The sequence below is a fragment of the Pseudomonas sp. G34 genome (assembly GCF_031119625.1).
Lineage (GTDB): Bacteria > Pseudomonadota > Gammaproteobacteria > Pseudomonadales > Pseudomonadaceae > Aquipseudomonas.
In genome coordinates this window covers 213,226-236,218 of sequence record NZ_JAVHZV010000007.1, presented here as the reverse complement: position 1 = coordinate 236,218, position 22,993 = coordinate 213,226, and the positions used below count along the sequence as shown (strand labels likewise).

General features: G+C 64.7%; 21 protein-coding genes. 10 read left to right on the top strand and 11 right to left on the bottom strand.

Annotation, left to right across the window (positions count from 1 at the left end; translation table 11 throughout):
- Positions 1 to 168: 168 nt before the first annotated feature.
- From QYS36_RS04770 to QYS36_RS04760, 3 genes are read left to right on the top strand one after another with little or no spacing between them, the layout of a single operon-like run.
- A complete protein-coding gene (locus QYS36_RS04770; RefSeq protein WP_308838408.1) occupies positions 169 to 960 on the top strand; it encodes a 50S ribosomal protein L11 methyltransferase in 792 nt (263 codons plus the stop codon).
- A gap of 3 nt (positions 961 to 963) precedes the next feature.
- Positions 964 to 2,313, top strand: coding sequence for an amino acid permease (locus QYS36_RS04765; RefSeq protein ID WP_308838407.1), 1,350 nt, complete (start codon positions 964 to 966; stop codon positions 2,311 to 2,313).
- Between the two features lie 53 nt (positions 2,314 to 2,366).
- Positions 2,367 to 3,053 (top strand): HAD-IA family hydrolase, encoded by a 687-nt coding sequence (locus tag QYS36_RS04760; protein WP_308838406.1) that lies wholly within the window; start codon positions 2,367 to 2,369, stop codon positions 3,051 to 3,053.
- 221 nt (positions 3,054 to 3,274) lie between these two features.
- On the opposite strand, the gene QYS36_RS04755 is transcribed toward QYS36_RS04760, so the two are convergent.
- The 4 genes from QYS36_RS04755 to QYS36_RS04740 all read right to left on the bottom strand — a co-directional run bounded on the left by QYS36_RS04755 (position 3,275) and on the right by QYS36_RS04740 (position 5,916).
- Positions 3,275 to 3,493: a DUF6434 domain-containing protein gene (locus tag QYS36_RS04755; RefSeq protein WP_308838405.1), complete on the bottom strand. Its 219-nt coding sequence runs from the start codon at positions 3,491 to 3,493 to the stop codon at positions 3,275 to 3,277.
- 88 nt (positions 3,494 to 3,581) lie between these two features.
- Positions 3,582 to 4,769 (bottom strand): chromate efflux transporter, encoded by a 1,188-nt coding sequence (gene chrA, locus QYS36_RS04750; protein WP_308838404.1) that lies wholly within the window; start codon positions 4,767 to 4,769, stop codon positions 3,582 to 3,584.
- A gap of 81 nt (positions 4,770 to 4,850) precedes the next feature.
- A complete protein-coding gene (locus tag QYS36_RS04745) occupies positions 4,851 to 5,207 on the bottom strand; it encodes a hypothetical protein (protein WP_308838517.1) in 357 nt (118 codons plus the stop codon).
- 43 nt (positions 5,208 to 5,250) lie between these two features.
- Positions 5,251 to 5,916: a dual specificity protein phosphatase family protein gene (locus QYS36_RS04740; protein WP_308838403.1), complete on the bottom strand. Its 666-nt coding sequence runs from the start codon at positions 5,914 to 5,916 to the stop codon at positions 5,251 to 5,253.
- A 105-nt stretch (positions 5,917 to 6,021) separates the two neighbouring features.
- On the opposite strand from QYS36_RS04740, the gene QYS36_RS04735 reads away from it, so the two are divergent.
- Complete coding sequence (locus tag QYS36_RS04735) at positions 6,022 to 6,705, top strand: response regulator transcription factor (protein WP_308838402.1); 684 nt, start codon at positions 6,022 to 6,024, stop codon at positions 6,703 to 6,705.
- Positions 6,695 to 7,966: a HAMP domain-containing sensor histidine kinase gene (locus QYS36_RS04730; protein WP_308838401.1), complete on the top strand. Its 1,272-nt coding sequence runs from the start codon at positions 6,695 to 6,697 to the stop codon at positions 7,964 to 7,966. The genes QYS36_RS04735 and QYS36_RS04730 overlap by 11 nt, the downstream gene beginning before the upstream one ends.
- A 437-nt stretch (positions 7,967 to 8,403) precedes the next feature.
- On the opposite strand, the gene QYS36_RS04725 is transcribed toward QYS36_RS04730, so the two are convergent.
- The 4 genes from QYS36_RS04725 to QYS36_RS04710 form a co-directional block, all read right to left on the bottom strand.
- Positions 8,404 to 8,916: a DinB family protein gene (locus tag QYS36_RS04725; protein WP_308838400.1), complete on the bottom strand. Its 513-nt coding sequence runs from the start codon at positions 8,914 to 8,916 to the stop codon at positions 8,404 to 8,406.
- Positions 8,917 to 9,037: 121 nt separating this feature from the next.
- Complete coding sequence (locus QYS36_RS04720; protein ID WP_308838399.1) at positions 9,038 to 9,388, bottom strand: nuclear transport factor 2 family protein; 351 nt, start codon at positions 9,386 to 9,388, stop codon at positions 9,038 to 9,040.
- A gap of 145 nt (positions 9,389 to 9,533) precedes the next feature.
- Positions 9,534 to 10,238 carry an alpha/beta fold hydrolase gene (locus QYS36_RS04715; protein WP_308838398.1) on the bottom strand — a complete coding sequence of 235 codons (705 nt, stop codon included), beginning with the start codon at positions 10,236 to 10,238 and terminating at the stop codon, positions 9,534 to 9,536.
- A complete protein-coding gene (locus QYS36_RS04710) occupies positions 10,235 to 10,654 on the bottom strand; it encodes an Lrp/AsnC family transcriptional regulator (RefSeq protein WP_073267198.1) in 420 nt (139 codons plus the stop codon). The genes QYS36_RS04715 and QYS36_RS04710 overlap by 4 nt, the downstream gene beginning before the upstream one ends.
- A gap of 158 nt (positions 10,655 to 10,812) precedes the next feature.
- Here QYS36_RS04710 and yjeH point away from each other — a divergent pair, with 158 nt between their 5' ends.
- Positions 10,813 to 12,099 carry an L-methionine/branched-chain amino acid transporter gene (gene yjeH, locus QYS36_RS04705; protein WP_308838397.1) on the top strand — a complete coding sequence of 429 codons (1,287 nt, stop codon included), beginning with the start codon at positions 10,813 to 10,815 and terminating at the stop codon, positions 12,097 to 12,099.
- A 114-nt stretch (positions 12,100 to 12,213) separates the two neighbouring features.
- On the opposite strand, the gene QYS36_RS04700 is transcribed toward yjeH, so the two are convergent.
- Positions 12,214 to 17,157 carry a C39 family peptidase gene (locus QYS36_RS04700; RefSeq protein WP_308838396.1) on the bottom strand — a complete coding sequence of 1,648 codons (4,944 nt, stop codon included), beginning with the start codon at positions 17,155 to 17,157 and terminating at the stop codon, positions 12,214 to 12,216.
- A 144-nt stretch (positions 17,158 to 17,301) separates the two neighbouring features.
- Here QYS36_RS04700 and yejK point away from each other — a divergent pair, with 144 nt between their 5' ends.
- The 4 genes from yejK (at position 17,302) to QYS36_RS04680 (ending at position 20,378) form a co-directional block, all read left to right on the top strand.
- The gene (yejK, locus tag QYS36_RS04695; RefSeq protein ID WP_070888005.1) at positions 17,302 to 18,309 is read left to right on the top strand and encodes a nucleoid-associated protein YejK; all 1,008 of its coding nucleotides are present in this window, start codon (positions 17,302 to 17,304) and stop codon (positions 18,307 to 18,309) included.
- Positions 18,310 to 18,334: 25 nt separating this feature from the next.
- Positions 18,335 to 18,658, top strand: a complete 324-nt coding sequence (locus QYS36_RS04690; protein ID WP_308838395.1) for a glutaredoxin family protein — start codon at positions 18,335 to 18,337, stop codon at positions 18,656 to 18,658.
- Between the two features lie 76 nt (positions 18,659 to 18,734).
- Positions 18,735 to 19,505 (top strand): SDR family NAD(P)-dependent oxidoreductase, encoded by a 771-nt coding sequence (locus QYS36_RS04685; RefSeq protein ID WP_308838394.1) that lies wholly within the window; start codon positions 18,735 to 18,737, stop codon positions 19,503 to 19,505.
- A 225-nt stretch (positions 19,506 to 19,730) separates the two neighbouring features.
- On the top strand, positions 19,731 to 20,378 hold the full coding sequence (locus QYS36_RS04680) for a DUF1963 domain-containing protein (RefSeq protein ID WP_308838393.1): 648 nt from the start codon (positions 19,731 to 19,733) through the stop codon (positions 20,376 to 20,378).
- Between the two features lie 299 nt (positions 20,379 to 20,677).
- On the opposite strand, the gene QYS36_RS04675 is transcribed toward QYS36_RS04680, so the two are convergent.
- Together QYS36_RS04675 and QYS36_RS04670 are read right to left on the bottom strand one after the other, a co-directional pair.
- Positions 20,678 to 21,262, bottom strand: a complete 585-nt coding sequence (locus QYS36_RS04675) for a DUF1349 domain-containing protein (RefSeq protein WP_308838392.1) — start codon at positions 21,260 to 21,262, stop codon at positions 20,678 to 20,680.
- A gap of 311 nt (positions 21,263 to 21,573) precedes the next feature.
- Positions 21,574 to 22,665 carry an AraC family transcriptional regulator gene (locus QYS36_RS04670; protein WP_308838391.1) on the bottom strand — a complete coding sequence of 364 codons (1,092 nt, stop codon included), beginning with the start codon at positions 22,663 to 22,665 and terminating at the stop codon, positions 21,574 to 21,576.
- Positions 22,666 to 22,993 lie beyond the last annotated feature (328 nt).

The following is a 22,993-nucleotide window of genomic DNA, read 5'->3' as shown; positions in this document are numbered from 1 at the left end:
CTTCACATGAGGTAACACACCGGGGAGGCGCCGTGCTTTCTGGCCTGCGCAATGATTTTCGGGATATCTGCCAGCAGGCCCGGTTCCACAGGTCGAACCCTGGCGCATAGGCTTCGGTCGGAAAATCGCGTCCCTTCCCTTGCCGACCTCGCTGAGGAGTATCCGCCGATGACAACCGCAGCCGTTCGCCCGCTTTCCCTGTGCACCTGCGCGCTGGCCCTGTTCGCCCTGCTGCAATCTGCCGCCCAGGCCCAGACCATCGCCCTCGACGTACCCTACGTGCCGACGCCGGAACCGGTGGTGGCGCGCATGCTGGAGATGGCCGATGTCGGCCGCGACGACTACGTGGTGGACCTGGGTTCCGGCGACGGCCGCATCGCCATCTCGGCGGTCAAGGATCGCGGTGCCAAGGCCGCCTATGGCATCGACCTCGACCCGCGGCGCATCGAGGAAGCGAAGGCCAATGCCGAACAGGCCGGCGTCGCCGACCAGGTGGTGTTCGAGCAGGGCGACCTGTTCGAGAAGGACATCGCCGATGCCGACGTGCTGACCATGTACCTGCTGAACACCGTCAACATGCGTCTGCGCCCGGTGATCCTCGATACCCTGCGGCCCGGCACCCGGGTGGTGTCCCACGCCTTCAGCATGGAGGACTGGGAGCCGGATCGCAGCGATCTCGTCGAGGGCGCGCGCATCTACCTGTGGGTGGTGCCGGCCAAGATCGCCGGCAGCTGGACGGTCGAGCGCGAGGGCGAAACCTTTACCGTCGACCTCGAGCAGCGTTTCCAGGAAATCAGCGGCACCACCGAGCATCAGGAGCGCCTGCGTGGGCGCCTGAACGGCACCGAACTGCGCTTCGAGGTCGATGGCCAGTTGTACGTTGGCCAGGTCGAGGGGGATCGCATCGAACCGATTTCCGCCACCGGTGCAGTGACCGGTTGGCGCGCACGTAGGAGCTAAGCCATGTCCGCGCCCACTACGCCACGCCAATCCGGCCTGTCGGTGCTCGACGGCGTCGCCATGCTGGTCGGTGTGGTGGTCGGCGTCGGCATCTTCGGCTTCCCGCCCCTGGTGGCCCAGCATGCCGACAACGCCTTGATATATATCGGCCTGTGGCTGGCCGGCGGCCTGGTGATGCTGGTCGGCGCGCTGTGCTACGCCGAACTGGGTGCCAGCTACCCGGATCGCGGCGGCGAATATCACTACCTCAACCTGGCGTGGGGCCGGCAGGTCAGCCTGCTGTTCGCCTGGGCCAGGGGTACGGTGATCCAGACCGGGGCGATCGCCGTGGTGGCCTTCATCTATGGCGACTACGCCCAGCGTCTGCTGCCACTGGGCGAGTACGGCAGCGCCTGGCACGCCACCCTGGTGGTGCTGGCGCTGACCGCCCTGAATGTCCTCGGCACCCATGAATCCAAGCGCCTGCAGGTGCTGTTCACCGGTATCACCCTGCTGGCGCTGATCACGGTGATTGTCGCCGGCCTGCTGCTGGCCGAGCCGCTAGCCGAGGTAGCGCCTGCGGCGGCCGAGAGCAGCGGCAACCTGGCCGGCATGCTCGGCATGGGCATGGTCTTCGTGCTGCTCACCTACGGTGGCTGGAACGAGGCGGCGTACCTGTCCGGCGAGCTGCGCAACCCGGGCCGCAACATGAGCCGCGTGTTGCTGTTCGGCACCCTGGTGGTGACCGGCGTGTACCTGCTGGCCAATCTGGTGTTTCTCAACATCTTCGGCCTGGAAGGGCTGCGCCAGTCCAGCGCCGTCGGCGCCGACCTGATGACCATCGTCGCCGGCCCCTGGGCCGGGGTATTGCTCGGCGTGCTGATCTGCATCACCGCGATCAGCACCCTCAACGCCACCATTCTCACCGGCTCGCGGGTCTATTACGCGCTGGGCCGCGACGTGCCGCAGCTGGCGATGCTCGGCGCCTGGAACGACCGCGCCGCCACGCCGGTGCGGGCGCTGCTGGTGCAATGCCTGATTACCCTGCCGCTGTTGTTGTTCGGCGCCCAGAGCGAAAACGGCGTGCAGAGCATGGTCGCCTACACCGCACCGGTGTTCTGGCTGTTCATGTGCCTGACCGCCCTGTCGCTGCTGCGCCTGCGCCGCTTGCACACCCATCGCAGCCGGCCGTTCAACGTGCCGCTGTATCCACTGCTGCCCCTGCTGTTCGCCGCCAGCTGCCTGGGGCTGTTCTGGTCAAGCGCCCTGTATGCCGGGGTTGGCGCCCTGCTGGGGCTGGCGATCCTGGCCGCCGGGTTGCCCCTGTTGCTGTTGCAGCGACCGGCCGAAGCCGTGGCAAGCGGTTCGAACTGAAAGAGTTTGTGTGTTACACAGACCCTCCCACGCCTTACAGGAGACTGCCCGCCATGGCGCCGAAACCGCCCATTGAACTGCTGATCTGCGACTGCGACGGCGTACTGATCGACAGCGAGATCATCGCCGAGCACCATCTGCACACGGCACTGGCCGAGCACTACCCGGCCCATGAACTCGAGGTGGTACTGGCCGGCACCTTCGGTTTGCAGGCCCGCGACATCGTCGCCCGCGCCGAAGCGCATTTCGGCAAGCCGCTGCCCGAGGGCTTCCTGGAAAAGAACCGCACCCTTACCAAGGCATTGATCCGCGAACAGGTGCAGCCGATTGCCGGCGTGCGTGACGCGCTGCTGCAGATCGATCTGCCCCTGGCCGTGGCCTCCAACAGCCAAGCCGATGCGGTGGCCTTCGCGTTGCAGCGCTGCGACCTGGTTGAACGGGTCAACGTCGGGGCCTTTAGCGCCGATCAGGTCGAACGGCCGAAACCGGCGCCGGATCTCTACCTGCTGGCCGCCGAACGCGCGGGCGTCGACCCGAGCCGCTGCCTGGTGGTCGAAGACAGCACCACCGGCGCCACCGCTGCGCTTACCGCCGGCATGCAGGTGATCGGCTTTCTCGGCGCCAGTCACATTCCGCCCGAGCATGGCGAAACCCTGCGCCAGCTGGGCGTGCATCACCTGATCGGGCGCATGAGCGAGCTGCCGGCGCTGGTCGAGCGCCTGCGCCACGGCAGCGACTAGAAACCGGCCTCAGAACCTTTCACGAGCTTTATGCGCATGAAGCGGCAACTGCAAGGCAAAAGCGGACGTTCCCAGCGTAGGGTGGACAACGCTCTTTTTTTCCACCATTACGCTCGCAGAGCGGTGGACGGATGAGGCGTCGTCCACCCTACGACTGGCTGCTCCCGCCACTTAGCTGCCCAAAATCGACGAACCTGGGCTGAAAGATTATGAACAGGTTCTCAGGCCTTGGCAGCGCCATTACGGCGTTTCCACTCATCCACCACATCGCCCATGGTGCGTGGCGCGCCGCTGCGAAGCCAGGCCATGAACGGCCGGTCGAAACGAAAGTCGGCGCCGCATTGCTCGGTCATGAAACGACGAACCTTCTGGGTATTGCGGTAATCGCTGCCCACCGGCGTGTCGCGGGTGATGGTGCCGCCGTGCCAGTCAAAAGCCATGTTGCTTTCCTTGCCAATGGAATCAGCCGTCACAGTACAGCAGGCTGTTGAAAAACTACCTGCGCTGCCGCTGCTTCGCCTACGTTTTTCAATAGCCTGCGAGCCAGCCGACCAGCGCACCAGCCAGCACTACTGACCAGGGCGGCAGCTTGCCGACCATCAGCGCCAGCAGGGCAAGCAGCACCAGGGCGAAGTCCAGCAGATTGCCGACGGCGGCCGTGCCGACCGGCTGGTACAGGGTGGCCAGCAGCAGCCCGACCACCCCGGCATTCACCCCCGCCATCGCCGCCTGCAAGCGTGGCCGGGTGCGCAGGCGCGCCCAGAACGGCAGCACGCCGACCAGCAGCAGAAATGACGGCGCAAAGATCGCCAGCAGGCACAGCAGGCCGCCCAGCCAGCCGGCCATGGCCGTGCCGAGAAATGCCGCGAAGGTGAACAGCGGCCCCGGCACCGCCTGGGTAGCGCCATAGCCGGCCAGGAACAGGTCGTTGCTCAGCCAGCCGCTGGGCACCACCTCGGCCTGCAGCAGTGGCAGCATCACATGGCCACCGCCAAACACCAGGGCGCCGGTTCGATAGAACACCTCGAACATACTCAGCAGCGGACTGTTCAGCAGATGAGCGAGCAGCGGCAAGCCAGCCAGCAGCAATACGAAAATCCCCAGCCACAGTGCGCCGGCCCGGCGGCTGATGGCGATGGGCAACGGATCAGCAACGCCCTGCACCTTCGGCACCAGCCATGCAGTGCCCACCAGGCCGGCCGCGATGATCACCGCGAGTTGCCCGACTGCACCGGGCACCAGCAGCGCAATGGCAGCGGCCACCAGCATCAGCACGCGGCGCGGCGTATCCGGGCACAGCGCAGGCGCCATGCCCCACACCGCCTGGGCGACGATGGCAGCGGCGACTATCTTCAGGCCATGCAAGGCACCGGAGGCCAGTGCATCACCCTCCAGGACCAAGCCGTAGGCGAATGCCATCAGCAACAGCGCCGACGGCAAGGTGAAGCCGAGCCAAGCGGCCAGGGCACCGCGGTAGCCCGCCTGCGCCAGGCCGATCGCCATGCCGACCTTGCTGCTCGCAGCCCCAGGCATGAACTGGGCGATGGCGATCAGCTCCGCGTAAGCCGCCTCACTCAACCAGCGCCGGCGGCTGACGAACTCCTCGCGGAAGTAGCCGAGATGGGCGACCGGGCCGCCAAACGAGGTGAGGCCCAGGCGTAGAAAAACCAGAAAGATTACCCATGGCCGGCGGTCGTCGACTGAGGTTTCGGGCATGCAGGCATCTCGGCAGGTCAGGTGAAGGCAACGCCGGCGCGCGCCGGCAGGCGCATCAATGTGCCCTGTCCAGATGACTTTTTAAAGGCTGCCCTGCACGTCCTGACTGCGTTTCAGCGAACGGCCCATGGCCTTGGCCATGTCGCGGTCGATCTGCCGCCGCCAGTCACGATCGCGGTCGCTTTGCGGCTGCAGGCGCCGCTCGATATCGGCGTTGGCGCTGGCCTGGCATTGCTGGAAGCCATCATCCCAGCCGATGGCGTACTGCTTGTCGGCCAGGTACTGCGGGACGTTCTTGCGGAACGCACCGAGTGCCTTGGCCGCGCTGTCGCCGCTGGCGCAACCATCGGCATAACCCGAGGCGAAGGCCGGCGGGTAGCCCTGGGCGAGCAGGTAGTCGCGCGTGCTCTGACAGCCGCCCAGCAGCGGCAGCAGCATTGCCAGCAACAGCAGGGGTCTGGTGGCCACGGTGATCACCTCGCTACTCGTTGAGGGCATCGAGCAATTTGTCGCGCAACGCACAGTAGGCCCAGGGGCTGGTACTGCAGGCGCCGCTGGCCAGGGCCTGGTGAAAACGCGCCAGATCGACCTCGCGCACATAGCGCTCGGCATCCTCGAAGCGCTCCTGCCCGCCGAAGCCTGCGCCACGCATTTCGGCAATCGCCTGCTGCTTGCTCCAGCCCTGGTAGACGATGCGATACATCGCGGCGATCAGGCCGGTGCGATTCTGCCCGTGCTTGCAATGGATCAACACCGGGCCATCGGCCTGCGCCTGGCGGATGCTGCGCAGGGCCTGCAGTACATCGGCATCATCGACGCGGTCGGCGTGCAACGGCTGGTGGATCTGGCGAATGCCCGGGTCGCTCAACCACTCGCTATCGCTGCGCTGATAGAAATTGATCACCGTGGCGATCTTCAGGCGCTGCAGCTCACCCTGCTGGACAGCGTTAGGCAGCGCACTGCGATACAGATCGGGCTGCATGCGGTAAAGGTTGAAGGTGGTGTCCACCGGCGTGGCCCACAGCCGCTGCCCTGCGTTGGAGTGCCCATCGGACATGGCGCCCCAGGCCGGAGCCAGCGGCATAAACAGCAGCAGCGCCCAGGTAAAGACAAGACGGCGTAGTGGCGCGTAGCGAAGCTGTGGCATCGTATGATCCTGGCTGGATGAACGAGCTCAGTCTCGCGATGGCCCCGTGAGGGCTTCGTCATGGCCGTGTGAAAAAAGCGTCAATTCCCGCAAAGAGAAGGTTGCATGCGCATTCTGGTGATCGAAGACAACCGCGACATCCTGGCCAATATCCTCGATTATCTGCAGCTCAAGGGGTACACGGCCGATTGCGCCCAGGACGGCCTAAGCGGCCTGCACCTGGCCACCCAGGGGCACTACGACCTGATCGTGCTGGATATCATGCTGCCCGGTCTGGACGGCTACCAGCTGTGCCGGCGCCTGCGTGAAGAGGCGCGCAGCAGCATCCCGATCCTCATGCTCACCGCCCGCGATGCCCTCGAAGACCGCCTGCAGGGCCTGAGCGCCGGCGCCGACGATTACCTGATCAAGCCCTTCGCGCTGTCCGAGCTGGTGGCGCGCATCGAGGCCATCCTGCGCCGCTCCCAGGGCAATCGCCGGCGCTTGCTGGAAGTCGCCGACCTGGCCTACGACCTCGATATGCTCAGCGTGACCCGCGCCGGCCTGCCGATCAAACTCAACCCGCTGGGCATGAAGCTGCTGGCCATCCTGATGCAGCGCTCGCCCGCCGTGGTGCGCCGCGAGGCGCTGGAGGAAGCCCTGTGGGGCGACGACTGCCCGGACAGCGACAGCCTGCGCAGCCATATTCATCAGCTGCGCCAGGCCATCGACAAGCCCTTCGCCACGGCCCTGCTGCACACCGTGCACGGTGTGGGCTACCGCCTGGCAGCGACCCCCGATGCAGCGTAAGCAGCCGTTTCGCCGGCGCATCCTGATCGCCTTCGCGACCATGACCATCCTGGTCAGCGGGGTGTTTTCCCTGAGCATCGTGGCCATCGTGCACCTGATCGAGGAGCACCTGGTGTCCGCGGAACTGGCCCTGGAACTGGGCGTGGTGGTGCAGCAGGACCTGAAGAGCGGCCAGGCGCCGCGCCTGGATTCGCGTACCCGGTTCTTCGCCTCCAACTACCCGCAGTACGCCATTCCGCAGCGCTATGCCGACCTGCCGGAAGGTTTCAGCGAGCAGCTCGAAGGCGAACGGGCGTTCTATATCTTCACCCAGGTGATCGACGGCGACCGCTACCTGCTGGTGCAGGAACAGAGCGACTTCGAGAAACGCGAGCAGGTGCTGTTCAACGTGGTACTGGCGGGCTTTCTGCTGTCGGTGCTCGGCGCCCTGGTGCTGGGCTGGCTGATGTCCGAGCGGGTGATGCGCCCGGTCAGCAAGCTGGCCAATCAGGTGCGCCACCGCGACCAGCTCCTGCCCCTGGCGCCGGCCCTGGCACCGGAGTACCCGGACGACGAAGTGGGCCAGCTCGCCGCCGCCTTCGACAGCACCCTGGGCCGCCTGCGCCAGTCCCTGGAGCGCGAGCGGCTGTTCACCAGCGACGTCAGCCACGAGCTGCGCACGCCGCTGATGGTCATCGCCAGTTCCTGCGAGCTGCTCTCCCAGGTCGACCTGCAGCCGATGCAGCGCAAGCAGGTGCAGCGCATCGAACGGGCCAGCGCGGAAATGCAGGACCTGGTGCAGACCTTCCTGCAGTTGGCCCGGGTGAAAGGTAGCGAAACCCTGTTCGCCGGCAGTGCCAGCCTGCGGCAGATCGCCGACGAGCAGGTGGAAACCTGGGCACCGCTGATGCGCGAAAAGGGCCTGGACTTCCAGGTCGAGGTACAGGCGCTGCACGAGGGTGTCTACAACCCCACCCTGCTGCGCACGGTGATGGCCAACCTGTTGCGCAATGCCCTGCACTACACCGAAACCGGCTTCGTGAAACTGACCCTGCTGGCGGATGGCTTTCGCGTCGAGGACAGCGGCGTGGGCATTCCCGAGCAGCAACATGAGCAGATCTTCGACCCCTTCGTGCGCGGCGAGCAGGCCCGTGGCGAAGGGCTCGGCCTGGGGTTGTCGCTGGTCAAGCGGATCTGCGCCCACCAGGGCTGGCAGATCAGCGTGCACAGCCTGCCGGTGGTGGGCAGCTGCTTTGAAGTGACCTTCCAGCCCGCCAGCTAAGGTTTTTTCCACCTTTGTTTGCCGGTTCATCACAACCCGCCTGCCAACATCGCGGCGCTCTCCCAGAGGTGCCCCGCCATGCCCCCCGCTCCGCCGCCGTTGGCGCACGACCGATGACATGCGCCAGATGAAACGTCACCGTGGGGCGATGCCCGAGGGCGACTGGCAATTGCTGATGCCGGACTACATGGCGGGGTTAGCCGCTTAGAACCTGTTCACGATCTTTCGGCTCGACTTAAGCGCTTTGACTGCAAAGTGGCGGAAGCGGCCTTTCGTAGGGTGGACTACGCTTCATCCGTCCACCGCTCTGCGAGCGCAATGGTGGACAAAAAGAGCGTTGTCCACCCTACGTAGGGAACGGCCGCTTCTGCCTTGTAGCAGCCTCTTTAATGTCGTCTAAAAAGATCGTGAACAGACTCTCAGGGCGAGCACGAGGCTCAGCCGAGCGCTTCACGGGCAAGCTCGCGTCTGCCCGGCTGTGCCTCGTGCAGATACCGGGTAAAGGTATCCTTCGGGCGTTCGAGGCCGTGAATGGCCAGCGTTCGTGACGCCATGCCGCGATGGTTGCTGCCATGGGTGAGCAGGTGCAGCAGCACCTCTTCCACTGAAAGCCGGCCATGGTCGCCATCGGTAAACCGGAAGGCGATAACGCGCTGTAACTCCTCGGCTGTCGCACGCTGGGCGAAGTCGACGAGCCAGGCATCGTTCTGTGCGATACGTGCCTTGAGTTCTGTAAATGTGGGCGTCTCGCGGGTGTTGTCAGCACCGTAGCGCTCCGCCTCACCAGACAGGCGACTGATGAAAAGGCTGTCGACGACCGTGGTGTGATTGAGGATGCGGACAAAGAACTCCGCATCGTGCTCGGGAAGCTGTTCTAGCTGGCGCTCGCCCAGCGCGAGCAGCTCCTCATTCGCCCATTTCTTGTACTTGAAAGCATCAGCGAACAGCATGCAGTAACTCCGTGGCAGCCTTGGTAGGGACGGTGGACGCAATGCTCCTGGCACCCACCATAAGTGCAGACAGGCAATCGACCTTGGCCGCAGTGTGCAAAGGCACGATCCGCCCTGGCCACTAGTCGTAGCTCTCGATCCGGGACACGACATTGGCTTTTGTGTTGGTGAACTCGAATAAGAAGGCGAACCGGCGTGGCTGGCCGTCCAGGTTCAGGGTGCCATTGGCAGCGCCAACGCGACCATGGGAAATCGCGTGGGCAATGGTTACCTCGGCGGGTTTGGGCTGCCGGGCGAGCCACTCACCGATAGCAGAGCGACCTTCCATCACGCCGCCTGGGTGGTGCCATGAGGCGCTTTCGGCGAAAGCATCCGCAATGAATTCACCGCTCACCAAGGCCACTGCAACGGTTTGCACAAAAAGGTTCTTTGGTGAGTTGCCGCAGTCTGTACTGCCTCGAACAATCGTCATAGCGCCTCCAGCAAGTAGGATCAGGGCGTACCGCCACCCCCTTTATCCACCGCAAGCGAGTGAACCGGTTACCGGCCCTCGGCAACGGTGGTGCTTGAGCGTGCGGATGAAGAGGAAGCAGTCCCAGCTTACGCCGCCAGGAATTTTAAAGCTGTTCGGCAAATGTGCCGATGGCCAAGGCAGCATCACCCGCAGCCGCCTGAAGCAAGCAGTGCGGAGCCGTGATCGAGACCACGCGAATGGCGGGGAGCTCACGTTGTACAAGGGCGCAGGAGGACGGCGGAACCAGCCTGTCCTCCGTTGCCTGGAGATACAGCACGGGTACTGAAATGGATTTCAGTTTCGCCAGCACATTGACGGTATGGACGGCCCTCATCCTGGCGGAAAAAGCAGCGGCCGATAATTGGCTGACTGCCGATGCCAGTGCGGAACGCAGTGCCGTGCTCGAATAACGACCCAGCAGCAAGTAATCGAGAGCTGCACTGGGCGCCCGTCTGGGCGACAAGGCCCTGGCCAGCGGCCAAAGTGCGGTGATAAGCGGACGCGGGCTTACGGCAAAGGTGCTGCATAGAATCAAGCCGGTCAGGCCAGGTGGCTGGGCGGCGGCAATCGATATCGCGATAGGCCCGGAGAACGACTCCCCAAGGAGCACGAACGGCTCGTCCTTGGGCAGCGATGAGATAACCAGGCGCTGCAAGGCCTCATAACCCAGAACTTCGGTAGCGGGGTAGCGAACCACTCGGCTATCGAAAGAGCATCCGAGTTGATCGATGAGCGGCTGGAACAGCGAACCGGTGCCATCCATGCCGGGGAGCAGCACCAATATCGGAGCAGAACCGTTGCGCCTCACATCACCCAATCCTTCACCACCATATGGGTCTTGACCTTGAACACCCCCGGCAGGTTTTCGATTTCGCCGCGCACTTCGGCGAGGCGCTCCATGGACGCGGCCTCGATGTAGATCAGCATATCCGTCTCGCCGCTGATGCCCGAGCAGCGCCGCACTTCCGGGAAGGCGCGCATGCGCTCGACGTAGTGTTCGCAGCGCCCGCCCTTGTAGAACAGCTCCAGGTAGGCCTTGACCACCACCGCGTCAGGTTCGGCGATGCGCGCGTGATAGCCCTGGATGACGCCGCTGGCTTCCAACTGGCGGATGCGCTCGCTCACCGCCGAGCGTGACAGGTTGACCTGGCGGGCGACCTCGGTGACGGTCAGGCGCGCGTCGGCGCACAGCAAGGCGATGATGCGTTGATCGAACTTATCCACTCGGGCTCTCTGCAAACAGGATGACGGCCATTGCCGCCGTTTCGTCGGCGATCCGCGACGCTTCGCCAGCAGCCGTACAAGCGAGGCGGCCGTACCATGGCAGCCAGGCCGACAGGCGCCTTGCCGGCGGCCGCGTCAGACGAGCGAGAGCATACAACATGAGTCGATTGAACAAGGAATTGGGGCTGCTGCAAGGGATTGGTTTGTTGTGCACTTCGCTGCTGGGCACCGGGATTTTCGTGATCCCGGCGCTGGCCGCCACGGCCGCTGGCGAGATCTCGCTGTGGGCCTGGCTGCTGCTGATCGTGCTGATTCTGCCGATGGCCTTCACCTTCGCTCAGCTCGGCCGCCATTACCCCCATGCCGGCGGCGCACCGCACCTGATCGGCCGCGCATTCGGTGCACGCATGGAGCGCATGAGCGCGTTTCTGTTTCTGGCGGTGATTCCGGTCGGCCTGCCGGCGGCACTGAATATCGCCAGCGGGTTCTGGCATGCCCTGTTCGAGCTGAGCGACCTGGCGGTGCTGGCCATCCAGCTGGCAACCCTGGGCATCATCCTGTTGCTCGGCCAGCGGCCGGCGCGCACCTCGGGCAGTGTGCAGATCGCCATCGCCCTGGCCATCGTCGCCACCATTGCATTGATCTGGTTCAAGGGTGACCTGCCCCACGCCGAGCAACCTCTGCTGCCGCCGCTGGCGGGTAACTGGCAGTTACTACCCGTGGCGCTGGGCGTGATGTTCTGGTGCTTCGTGGGTATCGAGGCCTTCACCCATCTGGGCGAGGAATTCAAGAACCCGCAGCGTGACTTCCCCCTGGCACTGCTGCTCGGCGTGCTGCTCGCCGGCCTGGTGTACTGGGCGTGCTCGGTGGCGGTGCTGAGTTTTCATGCCTACGGCGATGTGCGCACCGATGCCGCCTCGCTGCCGCGCATGCTCGATGTGCTGCTCGGTGATCAGGCGCGCTGGCTCAGCGCGAGCATTGGCTATCTCGCCTGTTTCGCCTCGATGAACGTGTACATCCAGGGCTTCGCGCGGTTGATCTGGAGCCTGGCCGACGAAGGCAAGCTGCCGCGCACCCTGGCCAGCCGTAACGCCAATGGCGTCCCGGCCAGGGCGCTGCTGCTGGTGGTGCTCAGCTGCGCCCTGAGCACCACGCTGATCTGGGCCCTGGCCCTGCCACTCGACCAGCTGATCCGCTACGCCAACGGCAACTTCGTGGTCATCTACCTGCTCAGCATGGCCGCTGGCTGGGTGCTGCTGCAGGGCCTGTGGCGCTGGCTCGCCGGCGTCAGCGCCCTGCTCTGTATCGGCATTCTGCTGATGCTCGGCGTCGACGCGCTCTACGCCATCGGCCTGCTCGGCATCCTGTTCGTGCTCGACCGCCTGCGCCAGGCACGCCGCGCGATCACCTTGCGCTCAGAACCTGTTCAGGATCTCGCGAGCTAGAGCGATCCAAGGCAAAAACAAGCGAGGAAGCGGAGTTTACGTGGGGTAAATGAGCATTCCGAGCTTGGTTTTTAACGCAGGAGCGCCGACGCGCAGCAGATCGTGAATAGGTTCTCAGCCCTTCCACCAGCGCCTTAACTGCCAACGCAAACGCGCCGGCGGAAACTCGCCGTGCCAGCCCAGGCGTACGCCGAGGCGCTGGCGCAAGCGCCAGAACGGCAGGTGCCCGTAGCCAGCCATGTCCTCGGCCTGGCGCAGGGTCTCGCGGGCCTGCGCCGGGTCGGCAGTGGCAGCGGCTTGGGCCAGCTTGAACAGCGCACGGTAGTAGTCGCGCATGGAGGTGTCCTGCAGGCTCTCGATCAGGGCATTGAGCTCGGCCTGATCGCCCGCCAGCGCGGCATCGACCGCCAGCCAGACGCGCCCATCGGTGCCTGATGGATAACGCTCCAATGACAGGCGCGACACCTCGGCCGCCAGCACGTCCATGCCGCGCAAGCGGTAGGCCAGCGCCAGGTTGTCCAGGGCCCAGGCGGGCGTGTCCGGTCGGCGCCAGTCGCTCAGGGTCTCGAACATCAGGCGATAGCGCTTGCTCTCGATCAGCGCATAACTGGCGGCGCCCCATACATCGGGGCTTTCGGCCAACGCCTGGCGACAGCGCTTGAGGGTGGAGCCCAGCAGGATGCGGTTGGCGTGCCGCTGACTGCCCAGCAAGCGGAACATGGCGCACTTGGCGGCATGCTGGGGATCGTTGCGCAGCGCCTTGCTGAAGGCGGCTGACAGGGTCAGGTTGCTGAGCATGTCGTGGGTGCGCCAGCCCAGCCAGGTTTCCACGGCCGCGCTGTGCAGTTCGCCCGCCGCCACGCCGGCATCCAGCACCTGGCGCAGCACCGGTTCGCGCACGGCGAAGCCGGCGACATCCTGCTCCCAATTGGTCTCGCCCGCCGGGTCGCTGGCCAGCGCAGTCAGCGCGCGCTGCAGCAAGGCCTTGTCGCCGTTGCCCCTGGCCAGGGGCAGCACACGTCGCCAGGCAGCGACCGGGTCACCGGCCTCGAGCAAGGCATCCAGGCGTTCCAGGGCCGTGCCCGGCCCCTGCAGTTCGCGCAGCAGGTCGAAGGTATTGAACGCCGCGAAGCCGTAGCGCCCATCCAGTGCCCAGGCCTGCTCGAAGGCCGGCAGCGCTTCGGCCTTGTCGCCGTTGAGCAATAGCGCGTGGCCAAGAAAACCATGGGCCATGGCCAGCCGCGGTTCCAGGCGCACCATTTCCCGGGCGGCAACGATATAGGCTGGGTACTGGCCATCTTCATCGTGCCAGTCGGCCAGCTGCCGCCAGCCATCGTAGTAGTCCGGATGCTGTACCAGCAGCGCGCGCAGCGCCTCGATGGCCCCGGCATCCCCTTCGCCGCGCAGGGCTCGCGGGCCATACAGGGCCATTTCCACCGGCGGTTTGCCTTCCCAGCAGGGCGCGGCGAGCAGCTCGCGAACCTCGGCGAAGCGTTCGCCTTCCATCAACAGCTGCAGCAGACGGTCGTTGATCGCGCGGCTGCGCGGACTGTACAGCAGCGCCGTGCGCAGGGCTTTCTCCCGCGCCTCACGGTCGTCATCCAGGTCAGCCAGGGCGAGCCAGGCATCGACGTCGCCGGGGCGGTTTTCCACCAGTTGCCTGGCCAGCTGCAGCGGGCGTCCTTCGGCCTGCAATTTCTCGGCGTAGTACTTGAGCTGATTCCACGCCCACTCGTGGCCGGGCTCGGCACGCAGCACCCGCTCGGCCTGGTCGGCGGCCTCGGCGAAGGCATCGCGACGCCCAAGTACATAGGCCAGGTAGGCACGCAGCTCGGTGTCCTCGGGCACTTGCGCGAGCACCCGGCGCAACTGCTGCTCGGCCTCGTCGAGGCGCTCGCCCTGCTCCAGCAGGCAGTCGACGTGCAGGCTCACCGTGGGCGTCCACAGCGGGTTGATACGGAAACTTTCCTGCAGGGCCTGGCAGCAGGCGTCCAGCTCGCCCTGGTGCTTGTGCAGGCGCGCCAGTTCCAGCGACAGCCGCGGCAACAGGGGGAAGCGCTCGATGGCCCGGCCCAGGGTGTCAGCTGCTGCCGCGTACTGCTCCATGCGCGCCTGCTGACGGGCGACCACCACCCACAGGTGCCAGAGATCCTCGCGTTGGCCGAGGGCCGCGCACAGTTGCTCGAGCAGCACCTGCGGTTCCAGCAGGCGCTGGGCCTGCTGTTCATAGGCCAGCCAGCCATCACCGAAGGTCACCTGGCGGGTCAGCTCGGCATGGATCGCGGCCAGCGTGTCGACGGCCTGCTGCTGGCTTTCGCACGTATCGAGCAGCATGTTGCTGGCGTATTCGTTGTCGGCGAACAGGCCCAGGGCTCGCTGGAAGGCTTCGCGGGCGGCCTCGCGCTGGCCGTCCTGCAGCAGCACGAAACCGTGGGTGGAGTGGAAATAGGTGTTCTGCGCATCGACCAGGCCGGCCTGCCGGCAGACTTCCAGGGCCTCGTCGCGCCGCCCCTGGCGTGCCAGGCAACCGCCCAGCTCGCGCAGCGTCCAGGCGTGTTCCGGGTGATTGTCCAGCAGGCGCCGCAGTGCCTGCTCGGTCGCCGGCAGGGAACGCCGCTTGGCACGCTCGACCTGCAGCTCGGCGATGCCCAGATGGTGCGGATACTCGGTGGCCAGCGCGTCGACATAGGCGTCGGCAGCCTCGCTGCCCTCGCCCTGCTCCAGCAGCGTCACGCACAAGCGGTGCGCGCCTACCGCCAGGGGCTCGAGCATGGCGGCCTCACGTGCCCAGGCCAGGGTCTGGCGCGGCTCGTCCATGCGCCGCATGCCGGCCTGCACCGCCGCACGCAACCACGCCGCCCGCCGGCACAAGGGCTCGGCCTGGGTGAGCAGTGCCTGGCAGGCCTGGGCATCACCGTTACGCCCATGGTGCTCGGCCAGGCCAAGCAGCAACTCGCCATCTGCCGGGCGCCAGGTTAGCGCCTGCTCCAGCAGCGCCTGCGCCTCGTAGGGGCGCTGCATTTCCTCCAGGGTTTCGCTGAGGGTCAGGCTCGGCGCCGCCGCCAGACGGCCCAGCCGCGCCTGGCGGCGCTCGAGGAACTGCAGGCCCTCGGCGGTTCTGCCCAGCGCACGCAGGGCACGGAAGTACTGCACCGCGTAGCCCTCGTGGGAGGGGTGCAGGCACGCTGCCAGGCGATACAGCTGGCAGGCTTCCTCGCGGCGGTCCTCACCCCAGCGCAGGCTGGCCAGGGTGTTCCAGGCGCGGGCCTGGGTGGGCGTCTGCAGCAGCACGCGCTGCAGAATGCCGGCCACCTGCTCATGGCAGCGGCCGTCCTCGCTGAGCAGCTCGGCATAGCGCACGCTGATGGTCGGCTCGTTCCAGCGCTGCTGACAATGCTCGCCGAGCCACGCGAGCTGCACGCCGCGCGGCTGCAACTGGGCCAGTGAGGTGGCCTTGGAGAGGATCAGGTTGGCATCCTCGGGAAACTGCGCCAGCAGGGCCTCGGTGCCCTGCAGCACTTGGCGTTCCTGGCCGTCGTACCAGCCCAGTGAACGCTGCGCCTGCCAGGTCAGCCGATGCTCGGGGCTCAGGGCTTGCAAGGCCTGGTAGGCCGCCAGCGCCTCGTCACGCCGATGCACTTCCAAGGCGCTGGTGAAGCGGTAATAGTGATCCCACAATTCGCGGTCCGGCAGGCTCAGAGCGTCCAGACGCGAAGCCTGTTCGGCCGGCAACAGCAGCATGCCGCGCGGCCCGGAAGCGCGTTGCGACTCGAACAGCAGCTCGGCCAGGCTCTCGCCATGGTGGGGCTGCGCCGGGTCACGCACCAGCAGCGTACCGCGCGGCTCGTCGTAGCCGACCAGCGCCTGCAGGTGCCCGCTGCCGGTGTATTGCAGGGTCAGGGTGAAGGGAATGCCGCGGTCGATCAGCGCACGGCTGCTGGCCCAGTCCGCGGTGAACTCCACCGCCAGGTAGCCGTTGCGCTCGGCCCAGGCGCGCTCTGCCTGGTGCGTGGTGCCGTCGTAGCAGATCTCCTCGGCGACCTCGAGGTGCTCGACGCGCTTGCCCCAGTAATCGGAAATCGCCGTCAGGGTCGCCGGCACGCAGGTCATGTGGTGCTGGCGCACGAAGGGCACGGGCAGCAGCACCCGGCGCCCGGAGGGGCTGGCCAGATGTGCCTGGATCTTCTCGTAGAAACCGCCGCCGGCCTTCTCCGCCAACTGCCGGCCGGCGGCATGATCGCCCTGCAGACAGGCGATGTCGCAGCGGCGCGCGGCGATCCAGTCGCTGGAGCTGCGCTCCTCGATACGCTGCAGCGTGTGCATGTGGTCGAGCCAGGTGCTGGCCTCGTCGAGTTCTTCACGTTCGATCAGCAGGTTGACCAGGTGCGCGCAGATCGCCGCGCTCTCCATCTCCCGGGCACCGCGGCGCAGCAGTTGCAGCGCCGCTTCGGTCTGCCCCAGTTGCAGCTGCAGGCCGGCCGCCTGGGTCAGCGCCGAGCGAAAGTCCGGCTGGCGGGCCAACACCTGCTCGCACAGCGCCAGGGCCTCTTCACGGCGATCTTCCAGCTCCAGGCCATGGCTGCGCTCGACCAGCAGCCACAGGTCATCGTCGCCATGCTGGCAGGCCTGCTCGTAGAGGGCCTGGGCGGTTTCGAAGTCGCGCAACGAGGCGTACAGGTAGGCCTTGAACGACAGCCATTCGGCCCGTAGCGGCGCTTCGATCGGCAGCCAGTCGCCAAAGCCCTGCAACAGGCGCCAGGCACGGTAATGCCCACGCCGGGCCATCTGCATGCGCAGGAAACGCAAACGCGCCGGAGCCGATTGCGGGTAGCGGCGGTACGCCAGCCAGGTCAGCACGTCGGCCAGCCGCGGCGCACCGATGTGCCCGGCCAGGCGCGCCATGCAGCCCATGGCCTCGGCGCCCTGCCAGTAACGCGGGTCGCCCTGCTCGCTGGCCAGGGCGTAGGCCTGCAGATGCAGGCCGCGGTCGATCAGCGCCTCCACGCGCTCCAGCAGCGCTGGCGAAGGAAGCTGAGCATTGGCGTTGAAAACGGACATGGAGCGCCCTTCCCTGGTCATCGAATGTCAGCCGGCACTCTATTGCGGCGCGTTACTGACCACAAGGCCGGCACGCTGCACCTGTGACGGCCTGCTCGGGTACAATTACCGGCCGCCGCCAACTCGCTGTTACAAGGACCTCCCATGCCGATCCGTCACTGCATCGTCCACCTGATCGACAAGAAGCCCGATGGCACGCCCGCCGTGCTGCACGCCCGCGACAGCGAACTGGGCGCCTCCCAGGCCATCGAGAACATGCTGGCCGACCTCAACGACAGCTACAACGCCAAGCAGGGCAAGGCCTGGGGCTTCTTCCACGAGGAATCCGGCGCTTATCCGTTCAGCGGCTGGCTGAAGACCTACCTGGAAGACGGCGAGGATTTCACCGCCTTCAGCCGCCAGGCCGTCGAGCACCTGCAGAAGCTGATGGAAGAATCCAACCTGTCCACCGGTGGCCACGTGCTGTTCGCCCACTACCAGCAGGGCATGACCGATTACCTGGCCATCGCCCTGCTGCACCACAGCGAGGGCGTGGCAGTGAACGACGCGCTGGACGTGACCCCGGCCAAGCACCTGGACCTCGGCCAGTTGCACCTGGCGGCGCGCATCAACATCAGCGAATGGCGCAACAACAAGCAGTCCAAGCAATACATCTCGTTCATCAAGGGCAAGAACGGCAAGAAGGTCTCGGAGTACTTCCGCGACTTCATCGGCTGCCAGGAAGGCGTCGACTCGCCGAGCGAGACGCGCACCCTGCTCAAGGCCTTCAGCGACTTCGTCGAGAGCGAGGATCTGCCCGAAGAACAGGCCCGCGCGAAGACCGACACCTTGGTCGACTACGCCACCAGCCAGGCCAAGATGGGCGAGCCGATGACCCTGGAAGAACTCTCCGGGCTGATCGACGAAGAACGCCCCAAGGCCTTCTACGACCATATCCGCAACAAGGATTACGGCCTGTCGCCGGAGATCCCCGCGGATAAACGCACCCTGAACCAGTTCCGCCGCTTCACCGGCCGCGCCGAAGGCCTGTCGATCAGCTTCGAGGCCCACCTGCTGGGCTCCAAGATCGAATACGACGAAGCCTCCGACACCCTGACCATTCGCAACCTGCCCACCCAGTTGACCGACCAGTTGAAACGCCGTAAAGACTGAACGACCTGATCAGAGGGGCTGCAGCATGAAACGGATTTTGCTGATTCTCGCGGCGCTCGCCGCCTGGCAACACTGGGATCGTATCGAGCCGATGCTGCTGGGCAAACCGCAGCAGGTGGCCGGCCAGGCTGAGGTCATCCTCTACGCCACCAGTTGGTGCGGCTACTGCGCCCAGACCCGCGAGTTTCTCGGTGAACGCGGCATCCCCTACACCGAACGGGACATCGAGAAATCCCCCGAAGCCCGCCGCGCCTACGACGCCCTGGGCGGTCGTGGTGTGCCGGTGCTGCAGGTCAACGGCACGGTGATCCACGGCTACAACCCGCAGGGGATTCTGGCGGCGTATTGAGTCGTGCTGGCGGCCTGAACGCCATGCCCTGCGCCGAAGTCATAAAAGCACTTAAGCCATGTTCCCAAGGTGCGTCATGCGTTTGCTACCCGAACTGAACAGCGATGCACGGGTGCTGATAGCCGGCGCCAGCCGAGGTATCGGTTTGGCACTGTGCACAGCCCTGCTGGCTCGAAATGACGTGGCCCAGGTCTGGGCCGTGGCGCGACAAGCCAGCACCTCTACAGAGCTGGCGGAGCTGGCCGAGCGATATGGACAGCGCCTGAAACGGCTCGACTGCGACGCCCGCGATGAGCACGCTCTGGAAGCGCTGGTGAGCACGATTCTTGAGCAATGCGAGCATCTGCACCTGGTCATCAGCACCCTGGGCATTCTTCATCAGGATGGCGCCAAAGCCGAAAAGGCCCTGTCGCAACTGACCCTGGCGAGCCTGCAGGCGACCTTCGCGACCAACACCTTCGCGCCGATCCTGCTGCTCAAGCATCTGCTGCCGTTGCTGCGCAAACAACCCGCTACCTTCGTGGCGCTCTCGGCAAGGGTCGGCTCCATTGGCGATAACCGCCTGGGCGGCTGGTACAGCTACCGCGCCAGCAAGGCGGCACTCAACCAGCTACTGCACACGGCCAGTATCGAGCTGAAACGCCTCAATCCGGCCGCTACCGTCCTGGCGATACACCCCGGCACGACAGACACCCAGCTGTCCCAGCCCTTCCAGGGCAACGTACCTGAAGGGCAACTGTTCGAACCGGCGTTCTCGGCCGATCGCATTATCGAACTGGTAGGCACCCACGGGCCGGACGACAGCGGGAGCTTCTGGGCCTGGGACAACAAGCCGATTGTCTGGTGATGGGGTTCGTATGCGAACCAGGTCACTACCAGCCCAGTTCCTTCTTCCTGACGCCTGCAATCGCCCAGAAATGCCTTATATCAATCAAACCACCAATAAACGGTTTGTCTGAAAGGCATCGGTGAAGATTGGCAAAAAACGCCTGGCTGGGAAATCGTATATACCGACAAGGAAGATTTATATCATCAAGAAATCAAGCAGCGCCTGGCCCGCCCCGCCGTAAAGTTGATAGCTGGAGGTTTCCGCCCTGCAGATACGGGTGAAGAAAGCTGGCTCGGCAACGTCTTTCTGTTCCGTCCCGACGAAGAGGTACCTACCAATCAGGCCGGACAACCGTTGCTTCCCTATGCACAGTTCTACCTGCCCAACTTACCCTTCAACAGCCCGTTGCTAACAGGAGTCCGTGTACTGACGGTGTTTGTATCCGCCCCGCTTCCGGAGCACTTTGAGCCGATGGGAAGTAATTGGGTCATCCGCGAATATGGGCCGGATGACATATTGGTGCGCAAGGCACTTCCAGTAGAGGGTTCGTTCCTCAAACCCTTCCCGCTGAGAGCAGAAGTTGTGCAGGAGGACTTTCCGCTGTGGGATGGTGGAGGTATCCCGGAGGATCTGGAACACGAGATATCTAAAATGGAGCGAGAAGGCGTGATAGAAAGTTATTACGATCTGATTACTCATACCTACGAACACAAGATCGGTGGTTACCCCTCTTTCTGCCAATCGGGGGTAGATCCGGGTGAAGGCTTCGAGTTTGTGTTCCAAATCTCGTCGGACGCCAAGATCAACCTGAACGTAGTCGACAATGGCAGCCTGATGTTCTGGAAGCATATCGAAACGGGGGAGTGGGCGCTTTATTATGATTTTTACTAAAGAATGGGATTTTTCGAATCGCCCCTGACTTCGTAGATAGCCCAAAACACTCGAGGTGACCGCTTCAGACAGATATCTGCCCGTCGTCGTCGACTGCCGGCAGTGACGTAGTCGATCCGAGGTGGCCGGTTGCGATGGGCAATAACTGTCCGGAAGCAAATAGTCAGCCCAATAGCTAAGTCTGCCCCCTTTCCCCTATCCCCTTTTGTCCCTGTTAAGGTGCAATGCTGAAATCAAACTAGCCCACCGCCTTCTCGATGCGTAAAGGGTTGCGGTATTCGCGCTCCGCCAGCGGGCCATCACGTCAGGTCGTGAAGGTCTTTGCTGGTGGCCGGGTCAATTGCAAACTCCGAGAAGCGCACGACAAGCCCGCTTCGCTCCGGGGTGCAGGCCGTGGGGCCGACCTGGTAGGTATCGGCAAGCGGGAACGGGGCCAGCCGCAGCAGTGGCCAGAAGCGTCCGTCGCGGGACGCCTGGATACGCATCGCGCCGTTGGCAAGGGTGACGCGGATGTAGAAGTCTTCCAACTCCTTGAATGGCTGCGAGACCGACCAATCCGATTTTCCGTCGGTGACGACGGTGCTGAGAAACGCTTGCCCGTCGGTGAACTCCACTCCGGTCTTTACCCAACGTTTCTCGTCGATCCGCACCATCAGGCCGGCCTGGTCGTACAGGGCGCGGAATTCGCCCTGAATGCGGATTGTCGCGGTGAAACCGTCGGCGGTGGCAACGCCGAGAAAGTGCCCCGTGTCGCGGGTAAAGCCATAATGGGTCTCGCGCCAGAAATCCGTTTTCTGCTCGGTGGTCATCGTCAGGCTGTGTTCCGAAACCGCTGAGGTGGCGGGACGATTCAGCCATTCGCCACGTCGAAAATCGATAGTCATGCGCAGGCTCCGTGGGCTACGAGATAAGGGGCGTTGATCGCGACCGCTCGAAAAAGCGATCCGCAAGCCATCGCAAAGTCGGCCGAACGCTGCAGCTCAGTCAAGACTCGCTGCCCACATTCACCGAGTAGGGTTTCAGACTCGAGGCACCGGGACTTCGTTTCCCATTTTTGGACGGGAGCCGGTTAGATGCACCGCTTGTAAGGGGTGCCATAGAGGGGCTGACGTATTGGCCTCCTGGCCACTAGCTAGCCGCCAAAACAGAGCCAGCGCTTTTGCACAACGGCCATTGGCCTCACACAGCCAGCCACTCAGTGCCGACGCCCACCTACCCCATCGCTCTCATGCCGCCACTGCCGTGGGCTGACGCCGAACCAGCGGCGGAAGGCGCGGGAGAAGGCGCTGACTTCCGAATAGCCGAGCAGCGGTGCCAGGTTGGAGATGGGCAGTTGGTGTTGGCGCAGGTAGTGGGTGGCGAGTTCGCAACGCACTTTGTCGACCATCGTGGAAAAGGTCAGGCCCAGGTCACGCAGGCGGCGCTGCAGTGACCAGCTGCTCATGCCCAGCTGTTCGGCCGCCAGCTCCAATACCGGCTCGCCCATCAGCAATTGCTGGCGAATCTGTTCGCGCACGTCGTCGGCCAGGTCACGTTCACCGCGCCCGCTGAGGTTGCTGAGTTGGCTGAGCGAGTCCTGCATCACCAGCAGCAGGATGGGATCGCCCTGGGGCATGGCGCGATCCAGGCCGCGCTTGGGGATGACCAGGGAGTTGAACGGTTGCTCGAAGTACACCGGCGCATCGAAGACTTTGCAGTGCTCGTGCCAGTGCTCTGGGCGTGGGTGCTCGAAGTGCACCGCGCGCGGCGCCCACTGCGGGCCGAGCACATGGCGCACCAGGTTGAGGGCCATGCCCAGGGTCAACTCGGCATCCTGACGGCGGCAGAGAATCGCCCCGTGGCGCACCTGATAGTCGAAGCGGTAGCACTCGCCCTCGTCCACCAGGCGGATCAGGCTGTTGCGCTGGTGCAGCGGAAAAGCGCGGGCGAAGTTGATCAGCGCCTGCTCGACGGTGGCCGAGCACAGGCCGATATAGCCGAGCAGCCCCAGGGCTTGCGGTTTGAACTGCTGGCCGTAGTACAGGCCGAAGTTGTCGCAACCCGACTGGCGCGACGCCTCCTCCAGCACCTGGCAGTAATTGGGCAAGGCCAGGCTCAGCGTGGGGTGGCGCAGGGATTCGGGATCGATGCCGGAAACCCCAAGCACGCGATCCGGATCGCCGCCGTGCTTTTCGATAAAGCCGCACAGGCCACTGGCTGCTGCAGCCAATACGCCATTGTTGCTTTGCCCGCCGGCCATAAAGGACAAGCCAGCGGAAAGGTCGGGCTGGACGAAAACGGAGCTCATGGCGCCTCCTTGGTGACAATTTGTGTCTAAAAGCAAGAAGCACGCCGGTTATTCAACGAGCCGCCAGGAACCGCTGCCTGCGGGTATCCGCGCATCACCCCTGGCAAACGCACAATCGACAAAGCCCCAAAACGAGTCATTTGGAAACACCCGCACTGAAACGACGCACGGCATTTGACTCGCCACGACAAGGCTCGAACGGCGCTGCAAATTTGACCTTGCAGAACAGCCAGCCTCGCCTAGCGTCAAGTCGGCCACATGAAATCGTCTCATAGTGCAGGCGAGCCCCGGTCGTGCGAACGACCCCGCCCTGACAACTACAAGAAAT

What these genes read in the sequence shown, in the direction of transcription:
- QYS36_RS04735 (WP_308838402.1), top strand. Translation starts at nt 6,022, where the DNA reads ATGCGCATTCTGGTGATCGAAGACAACCGCGACATCCTGGCCAATATC.
- QYS36_RS04730 (WP_308838401.1), top strand. Translation starts at nt 6,695, where the DNA reads ATGCAGCGTAAGCAGCCGTTTCGCCGGCGCATCCTGATCGCCTTCGCG.
- QYS36_RS04765 (WP_308838407.1), top strand. Translation starts at nt 964, where the DNA reads ATGTCCGCGCCCACTACGCCACGCCAATCCGGCCTGTCGGTGCTCGAC.
- QYS36_RS04720 (WP_308838399.1), bottom strand. Translation starts at nt 9,388, where the DNA reads ATGACGATTGTTCGAGGCAGTACAGACTGCGGCAACTCACCAAAGAAC.
- QYS36_RS04700 (WP_308838396.1), bottom strand. Translation starts at nt 17,157, where the DNA reads ATGTCCGTTTTCAACGCCAATGCTCAGCTTCCTTCGCCAGCGCTGCTG.
- QYS36_RS04770 (WP_308838408.1), top strand. Translation starts at nt 169, where the DNA reads ATGACAACCGCAGCCGTTCGCCCGCTTTCCCTGTGCACCTGCGCGCTG.
- QYS36_RS04725 (WP_308838400.1), bottom strand. Translation starts at nt 8,916, where the DNA reads ATGCTGTTCGCTGATGCTTTCAAGTACAAGAAATGGGCGAATGAGGAG.
- QYS36_RS04755 (WP_308838405.1), bottom strand. Translation starts at nt 3,493, where the DNA reads ATGGCTTTTGACTGGCACGGCGGCACCATCACCCGCGACACGCCGGTG.
- chrA (WP_308838404.1), bottom strand. Translation starts at nt 4,769, where the DNA reads ATGCCCGAAACCTCAGTCGACGACCGCCGGCCATGGGTAATCTTTCTG.
- QYS36_RS04740 (WP_308838403.1), bottom strand. Translation starts at nt 5,916, where the DNA reads ATGCCACAGCTTCGCTACGCGCCACTACGCCGTCTTGTCTTTACCTGG.
- QYS36_RS04685 (WP_308838394.1), top strand. Translation starts at nt 18,735, where the DNA reads ATGCGTTTGCTACCCGAACTGAACAGCGATGCACGGGTGCTGATAGCC.
- QYS36_RS04760 (WP_308838406.1), top strand. Translation starts at nt 2,367, where the DNA reads ATGGCGCCGAAACCGCCCATTGAACTGCTGATCTGCGACTGCGACGGC.
- QYS36_RS04675 (WP_308838392.1), bottom strand. Translation starts at nt 21,262, where the DNA reads ATGACTATCGATTTTCGACGTGGCGAATGGCTGAATCGTCCCGCCACC.
- yejK (WP_070888005.1), top strand. Translation starts at nt 17,302, where the DNA reads ATGCCGATCCGTCACTGCATCGTCCACCTGATCGACAAGAAGCCCGAT.
- QYS36_RS04670 (WP_308838391.1), bottom strand. Translation starts at nt 22,665, where the DNA reads ATGAGCTCCGTTTTCGTCCAGCCCGACCTTTCCGCTGGCTTGTCCTTT.
- QYS36_RS04745 (WP_308838517.1), bottom strand. Translation starts at nt 5,207, where the DNA reads ATGCTGCTGCCGCTGCTGGGCGGCTGTCAGAGCACGCGCGACTACCTG.
- QYS36_RS04690 (WP_308838395.1), top strand. Translation starts at nt 18,335, where the DNA reads ATGAAACGGATTTTGCTGATTCTCGCGGCGCTCGCCGCCTGGCAACAC.
- yjeH (WP_308838397.1), top strand. Translation starts at nt 10,813, where the DNA reads ATGAGTCGATTGAACAAGGAATTGGGGCTGCTGCAAGGGATTGGTTTG.